Here is a 1,130-nt window from a genome sequence, read left to right on the forward strand (position 1 = left end):
CTCACCCCCAAGGACGAGACCGACCTGCGCTGGGCCCTGCGCCTCGGCGTCGACATGGTCGCCCTCTCCTTCGTCCGCACCCCCGCCGACGCCGACATCTGCTACCAGATCATGGAAGAGGAGAGCGTCCGCGTCCCCCTCATCGGCAAGATCGAAAAGCCCCAGGCCGTCGAACGCCTCCCCGAGATCGTCGCCGCCTTCGACGGCATCATGGTCGCCCGCGGCGACCTCGGCGTCGAGCTCCCCCTCGAACAGGTCCCCATCGTCCAGAAGCGCGCCATCGAACTCTGCCGCGAGAAGGCCCGCCCGGTCATCGTCGCCACCCAGATGCTCGAATCCATGATCTCCGCGCCCCGCCCCACCCGCGCCGAGACCTCCGACGTCGCCAACGCCGTCTTCGAGGGCGCCGACGCCGTCATGCTCTCCGGCGAGACCAGCGTCGGCCAATACCCCATCGAATCCGTCCTCACCATGAGCCGGATCGTCAGCACCGCCGAACAGGCCGCCCTGCACGCCACCCACACCCTCGACCGCATCCCCGAGACCGTCGGAGGCGCCATCGCCCGCGCCGCCGCCGAGGTCGGCGCCACCGTCGGCGCCGAGGCCCTCATCGCCTTCACCATGTCCGGCGAGACCGCCCGCCGCCTCTCGCGCTACCGGTCCCCCATCCCTCTGCTCGCCTTCACCTCCGTCCCCGCCGTCCGCGGCCGCCTCGCCCACGTCTGGGGCGTCGAGACCTTCATCGTCCCCCACGTCGACCACACCGACGACATGGTCGCCCAGGTCGAACAGGCCCTCCTCGAAATCGGCCGCTGCCAGAAGGGCGACCGCGTCGTCGTCGTCGCCGGCTCGCCCCCCGGCACCGCCGGCTCCACCAACGCCCTCCGCGTCCACAACATCGGCGACAGCATCTCCACGAACCGCTGACCGCGAGCTCCGCCGCGCCCGGTGACCACATCACCGGGCGATCTCATTTCGAGCTCACTCTGGACACCCCGCGACGCGCGCCGCATCCTTGAGACCATGACCGATGACCTGCGCGCGGACGACACCCCAAGGCCCGCGCGGTGGCGCTCCCTGCCACCGCGCACGCCCCTGGAGGACCTGACAACGGGCCAGGAGGTCCCGCC

Annotated in this window: 1 protein-coding gene; it reads left to right on the plus strand. The window is 71.2% G+C overall.

Annotated elements, in window-relative coordinates; genetic code table 11:
• Positions 1-927, plus strand: a 927-nt coding sequence (gene pyk / locus E1298_RS47105) for a pyruvate kinase (RefSeq protein WP_131903826.1), incomplete at its 5' end; no start/stop codon positions are given.
• Positions 928-1,130 lie beyond the last annotated feature (203 nt).

Source organism: Actinomadura rubrisoli (genome assembly GCF_004349215.1).
In the GTDB taxonomy this organism is placed as follows: Bacteria; Actinomycetota; Actinomycetes; order Streptosporangiales; family Streptosporangiaceae; genus Spirillospora; species Spirillospora rubrisoli.